Raw genomic sequence first — 5,835 nt, forward strand, 5'->3', positions numbered from 1 at the left:
AGGCGGGATAATGGTGAATTATCCCGCGTTAGGCTCAATTCGAGCGCCGAGTTGTTCGAGACCGGTACAGATCGGGGTCACGGCGCGCCTCTTGCGCGCTGTCTATCCCAGTGGGCTCGATGTGTGGCCTTCGGATCCAGCGCCCATCGGCGATAGCCGATCTGCTGTGCTTGCGCCACAGGCGAGAAACAGACCAAGCTGGATTGGCGGGCGTGTCCGTCCGAGGTGTCGCAGTTGCCGGTGGCGATCGGCTCAGCTACCTTCCGGAATCGCCCCTTTCGAGTCAGATCCATGCGCGCTTTGCTTTCGCTGTTTGCGATCCTCTTGCTGTCCACCGCTGGCCTGGCCATGGCCCAGACGTCCGACGCTGCCGCGGTGAAGGCGGTGCTGTCCTCGTACAAGGTCGCGCTGGAGGCGTTGGACCTCACCGGCGTCGAGCGGCTCTTCGCAACGGACAACCAAGTGGTCGAATCGGGCAAGGTCGAAGGTGGCTATGCCGACTACCGCGACCATCACATCGGCCCGGAGTTGGGCCACTTTGCGTCTTTCAAGTTCTCCGACTACACCGTCACCGTACGTCTGGAAGGACCGATCGCGCTGGCGACCGAAACCTACCGTTACACCATCGTGCTCAAGGACAAACCCGAGCCGATCGAGCGCCAGGGCGTGGCGACCAGCGTGCTGAAGAAAAGCGAGGGGCAATGGCAAATCGTGTCCATGCACAGTTCCTCGCGTGCGCCCAAGCCCAAGGACACGAACTAGTTGAACGAGGACGCGACGGAGTCAAGGCCAGCGGGCGCTGCGACGGCCGTCGTCGCCGACGACGCGCAGGTTCTGGTGCAATTGCTGCAACGCTGGCAACAGGACCCGACCGCGACCTACCACACCTGGTTTCGCTGGGAAGAACGGATCAAGAATTTCCGTTCGATCCGGCGCGGGCTGCAGGCGGTCGTGCAGGAGATTGATGCCGGCACCTTCGGCAACGCCTATCGCGGCTCGTCGCTGGAAACGGTGGTGTCCGCCGTGGCCGAGCAGCGGCAGATATTCAAGGGCGCCGACCACGCGTTCCTGTGGAAACCCAAGCTGCGCATCCCTGATATCTACGAGAACCCCGAGCATCAGCGCGCCTTCGGCCGCTTCCTGGACGAATGCGAGTGCTGCGACGACGAGGCAGGCGTGTTGCAGGCGATCCACACACTCGACCGGCACCGAATCAAGGGCCTGGGGCCCGCCGCGGCGAACCTGCTGTACTTCGTGCATCCCACGCTGGCGCCCCCGTTCAACACTGCGATCGTGCGCGGATACAACGCGCTCACCGGCGCAAAAGTCAAGCTGGGGCGTTGGGACGAATACCTGGCGATGCGCCGCGGGATACTGGAACTCAACGCCGCTCACCGCAGTTGGCTATCCAACGATTTGGGCGCGATCGCGGGCTTCCTGTTCGATGTGGGCAAGGGCCGCGTGCCTCTGCCCCCGGCTGGCGACAATGCTGCCGCGCGTGCGGCGTGGGCCACCGATCTCGCCCAGGTCCGCGCCGATGCCGCCGACTTGCGCCTTCGCGCCATCGAAGCGGCCGAGGATCAATCGCACACCCAGATCCAGGGTTGGCTGCGTGATCTGGGCCGCGCGTTGGGGTTTGCGGTATGGATCGCCAGCAACGACAGGGCGCGGCCTTACGCCGACGGGCGCCTGTCCGATGGTTGCTTGAGCAAGCTACCGGAACCGTTACAACGCTCGCCGGCGGCTGACGCCATCGGCTTGATCGACGTGCTCTGGCTGGAGTCCGGTGGTCGCGTCGCTGCCGCTTTCGAGGTCGAGCACAGCACCAGCATCTACTCGGGCATCGTGCGAATGCTGGATCTGGCTTTGGGCACCGATGGCATGGCGAGCTGCTATTTCCTGGTCGCGCCGGATCGTCGCGAGGCTGATGTGCGCGCACAGTTCGCGCGGCCTGCCTTCAGCCGCGTAGCCGAACTCAATCTACGCTATCTGCCGTACAGCGAGCTGGAAACGCACCGTGCCAGCATCGCGCGGTTCGGCCAGGGGCTCAAACCGATCGAGGCGATTGCGCGGGCCTTGCGCTAGACCGCCAGCCTCACTCAGTGGCCGCCGTGGCCGCCTTGATGGCCACCCTGGTGCGTTGCGCCGTGTCTCAGGCCCACATGGCCACCGCCGTGCCTGACCCGATGTCCAGCATTCCCGTGAACGGCACGTGGGTGATGGCCATGGTGCAGACGCGTCCCGATCAAAACGCCGTAGCCCGGGTATCGGCCATAGGACGAGTACCCACGACAGCCAAAAGCACTCCATGAGTCATAACATCGCCGCCCGTACGCCCCATACCCGTACATTGGATAGCCGTAGGGTGAGTAACCATAGGCTGGATAACCGTAAGACGAGTATCCGGAAAGCCCAGTGCCATAGGGTTGATAGGAAGCGCAACCGGCCAGCACCGACAGGAGGATTCCCGCGATCAGAAGCTGAAGTTTCATATGCCACCTCCGCGAACTTCAATGGGTTCGCCCGGTCGCACAGAAGCGACCGGATGCGATCATTAAACGCCCAAAAGCGCGGTTTGGCGCGGCTTTTCCACAGCATTTGCCGCTGCGTTGGCAAACCTTCAGGCGTCGGCGCAAGCCATTAATCGCGTCTTGCGACCGCCGGCGAATCGGCCTCGCCCCAACCTTGGAATCCGCCCCTGTTTACAAATGCGAACGTATCTCATTAACATTGCGGGCCGGCCGACGTGGCCCATCCTTGGAAGAGACCGCAATGCCCTCCCGTTTCCTGCTGGCCCCGCTGAGCGTGGCCTTGTCGATGGTCCTCGCCTCGCCCGCCTGGGCCGGCTCCACTGGCGTAACGAATGCCGACGCGGCCGCCGATGCACTGCAGCATTCGCCAACCGATCTGGACACCGTGGAAGTGCGCGGCGAACGCGACCGTGGCTACAACGCGCAGCGCACCCGCACGGCAACCAAGACCGACACGCCGCTGCGCGACGTGCCGCAGTCGATCACGGTGGTGACGGAACAGCTGATTCGTGACCAGGCGATGCAGGGCATCGGCGATGTCGTGCGCTATGTCCCGGGCATCGGCATCGCCCAAGGCGAAGGCAACCGCGATGCGCCGATCTTTCGCGGCAACAGTTCGACAGCGGACTTCTTTGTCGATGGCGTCCGCGACGACCTGCAGTACTTCCGCGACCTCTATAACATCGAGCGGGTCGAGGCGCTCAAGGGCGCCAACGGCATGATCTTCGGGCGCGGCGGTTCCGGCGGCGTGATCAACCGGGTGACCAAGCAGGCCGACTGGGACGAGCACCGGGAGATATCGGCCCAAGTGGGCTCGTACGGCCGCAGCCGCAGCGCGGTCGATATCGGCCGGGCGATCAATTCCAACGCTGCGTTCCGTGTCACCGCAATGTACGAAGATTCCGACAGCTACCGTGATGGCGTCTCGGTGGAGCGCTACGGGATCAATCCCACGGCTTCATTCCGCCTGGGCGAGCGCACCACGGCCACGGTGGGCTACGAGCACTTCCGCGATGATCGCATCGCCGACCGTGGCATCCCGTCTTTCCGGGGACGGCCGGTCGACACCGATGCCTCGACGTTCTTCGGCAACGCGGCCCTGAGCCCGACTTGGGCCCGCGTCAATGCGTTCAATGCCCTGGTCGACCATTCGTTCGGCGAAGGCGTCACGCTGCGCAACCGCACACGCTGGGCCGATCAGGACAAGTTCTACCAGAACGTCTATCCGGGCGCGGTCACCGCCGATGGCACCCAGGTCTCGATCTCGGCCTACAACAACCTCACCGCGCGCAAGAACCTGTTCAACCAGACCGACCTGACGTTCGGCCTCAACACCGGCGCAATCTCGCATGCGCTGCTGGTCGGCGCCGAGCTTTCGCGCCAGGAAACCGACAACCGACGAGTGACCGGATACTTCACCGGGGTCAGTCCGACAACCACGTCGGTCCTGGTGCCCGTCAGCAATCCCGTCACCAATCAGCCGGTCACGTTCCGCGCCAGCACGAGCGATGCCGACAACTCGGGCATTGCCAAAGGGGCCGCGATCTATGTGCAGGATCAGGTGACCTTCTCGCCGCAGTGGCAGGCCGTGGTCGGCGTGCGTTTCGATCGCTTCGACCTGGACCTGCGCAACAACCGCAACGGCACCACACTGACCAGCGCCGATGACCTGATCTCGCCCCGGGCTGGGCTGATCTACAAGCCGGCCGAGCCGGTCTCGATCTACGCCAGCTATAGCCGCTCGTTCCTGCCGCGCGCCGGCGAACAACTGGCCTCGTTGTCGCTGACCAACCAGGCGCTGGACCCGGAATCCTTCACCAACTACGAGGTCGGGGCCAAATGGGATCTGCGGCCCGACCTGTCGTCCACCATCGCTGTCTATCGTTTGAACCGCAGCAACGTGGTGGTGTCCGATCCGGTGGATCCGAGCCGCTCGGTGCTGGTGGATGGTCAATACAGCAAGGGCGTCGAGTTGGGCCTCAGTGGCCGGTTGACCGAGGCCTGGAGCGTGATGGGCGGCTACGCCTACCAGGAGGGGGAACTGACCGAGACGCAATCCTCGACCGCACGCAAAGGCGCCACGCTGGCGCAACTGCCGCGGCACAGTGCATCGCTGTGGAACCGCTACGACTTCAGCCCGCAATGGGGCGTGGGGCTGGGCGCGATCTATCGCAGCAGCGTCTACACCTCGACCGACAACACTGTCACCCTCGAAGGCTTCACCCGCCTGGATGGCGCGCTGTTCTACAAGGTCAGCGACCAACTGCAGCTTCAACTCAACGTCGAGAACCTCGGCGACAAGCGGTACTACGCCTCGGCGCACAACAACAACAACATCACTCCCGGCTCGCCGCGGGCCTACGCCATCGGCGTCCATCTTAACTTCTGAGGGCCGCGTCCGCACCGTCGGGATAGCCAATACTTCTGCGACGTACACATGAGAACGGCGCCCCAAGGCGCCGTTCGGAGGCCCGGCAACAGCGACCCTCAGTGGCCGCACTGGCCGTGATCCTGGCAATCGTGCCGGTCATGGCGGTCGTGTTGCCGATGCCGACGGCTCGATGCGCTGCGGTCATAACGGCCCGGCCCGTTGCGGTAATAGCCGTTGGAATTGGCGTATGGTGTGTTGTCGTAATAGCCATTGTTGCCGTAGTAGCCGTTACTGCCATAGGAACCGGTGTTGCTGTAATAGCCACCATTGCTGTCGGCGCGATGATCGACGTCGTGATGCCCGCCATTGCCGTTGACCGTCCGATAGTACAGCGGACGGCCGTAGCGATCATGCTGCACGGCGAGGGGGTCGCCGTAGCCGTTGTTGCCGTAACGGTAATAGGGGGTGCTGCCGCGCATCACGACATCGGCGACATTGACCAGCACGCGCGTCAGCGAATCCTGCGCCTGGGCTTGCGGGCTCAACGCAACAAAGCCCAACCCGACGGCGAGTGCCACAGGGGCCAACCAGCGAGTCGCAGTGGTCATGTCGATTCCTCCTCAAGCCCGCGCCATGCGGGTATGGGACGACGATGCGACCGCCGCCATGAATCGGTTTTGAATCCTTCCAACGGGTTGCCGCAACGTTGCCCGCGGTACAGCTGACATGCCGCTTCGGAATCTCCAAATGATCGTGCAGCGCACACCCTCCATCAGCGCCTGCGACATGCGCAAAAAGACTCAGGTCCTATCGCGGGTTGTCGCCCAAGCTGTTATGGATGGTCGTGGCGGCGATCGCCGCATGCGCCATGCCGACGGACATCTGGTTCAGCGCCTTGACCAGAGGGTCGGCAGGGATTCATGTAAAAAACAG

The 5,835-nt window shown here is 63.6% G+C and carries 5 protein-coding genes; 4 read left to right on the forward strand and 1 reads right to left on the reverse strand.

The genetic code is table 11. The features are described from left to right. The first annotated feature begins 291 nt into the window (after window positions 1–291). From N799_RS13770 to N799_RS13780, 3 genes are all read left to right on the forward strand, one after another. On the forward strand, window positions 292–762 hold the full coding sequence (locus N799_RS13770) for a YybH family protein (protein WP_036213806.1): 471 nt from the start codon (window positions 292–294) through the stop codon (window positions 760–762). After that, entirely contained in the window at window positions 763–2,085 is a 1,323-nt protein-coding gene (locus N799_RS13775; protein ID WP_238978990.1) for a type II restriction endonuclease, read from the forward strand. It abuts the gene before it with no gap. Between the two features lie 687 nt (window positions 2,086–2,772). Further along, the gene (locus tag N799_RS13780) at window positions 2,773–4,920 is read left to right on the forward strand and encodes a TonB-dependent receptor (protein WP_036213808.1); all 2,148 of its coding nucleotides are present in this window, start codon (window positions 2,773–2,775) and stop codon (window positions 4,918–4,920) included. Between the two features lie 98 nt (window positions 4,921–5,018). Here the strand turns inward: N799_RS13780 and N799_RS13785 are convergent, their stop codons facing one another. Continuing rightward, window positions 5,019–5,510 (reverse strand): hypothetical protein, encoded by a 492-nt coding sequence (locus tag N799_RS13785; protein ID WP_152597978.1) that lies wholly within the window; start codon window positions 5,508–5,510, stop codon window positions 5,019–5,021. Between the two features lie 139 nt (window positions 5,511–5,649). Between N799_RS13785 and N799_RS15855 the strand changes: the two genes are divergently transcribed. Further along, window positions 5,650–5,835 (forward strand): hypothetical protein (locus N799_RS15855; RefSeq protein ID WP_203225059.1); only part of this gene is annotated, 186 nt, incomplete at its 3' end.

The sequence above is a fragment of the Lysobacter arseniciresistens ZS79 genome, from assembly GCF_000768335.1.
Classification (GTDB): domain Bacteria; phylum Pseudomonadota; class Gammaproteobacteria; order Xanthomonadales; family Xanthomonadaceae; genus Novilysobacter; species Novilysobacter arseniciresistens.